Annotated in this window: 1 protein-coding gene; it reads left to right on the top strand. The window is 58.1% G+C overall.

Annotated features, from left to right (window positions below):
• Positions 1-235 precede the first annotated feature (235 nt).
• A partial coding sequence (locus tag LPA41_RS41145) for a hypothetical protein (RefSeq protein ID WP_229076911.1) occupies positions 236-446 on the top strand: 211 nt, incomplete at its 3' end.

Here is a 446-nt window from a genome sequence, read left to right as displayed (position 1 = left end):
ACCCTGGAGAACACCATCCTTTCCGGTGGCAATACTGCAGATATCATCCAGGGCATGCTGGACCAGAATCAGCTGGTCGCCTGAGATGTGAGGGAGGCTGTCAGCGCTGCGCTGGCGGTCCCTCAGGCAAAAGGAAATGCTTATCAGAGTTTCCTTAGCTGAAGTACTCAACTAGAGTAAGCCCGCTACCCGTTTCGGGTGGTGGGCTTTTTTATGGCGTTTGCTGGAGGCAGCGATGGTTTACGTACAGCGCGACGCGGCCGGGCGTTTGTTGCGAGTCGAACATGAGCCCTTTGAGGGTATGACGGAAAACCTGGCGGTCGAGAGCGACGAGTTGCAGGCCTGGCTGGAGGCCAAGGAGGAGGTCAAGGCGCGTCTGGACAGCCTCAAGCAGTCCGACCTGGAGCTCGTGCGCGTGCTGGAAGACGTAGTCAGCGTGCTTGTAG

This window comes from Actinoplanes sp. DH11, from assembly GCF_020873875.1.
In the GTDB taxonomy this organism is placed as follows: Bacteria; Actinomycetota; Actinomycetes; order Mycobacteriales; family Micromonosporaceae; genus Actinoplanes.
The sequence above is the reverse complement of the archived record's forward strand: the minus strand, read 5'-3'. Positions and strand labels throughout refer to the sequence as shown.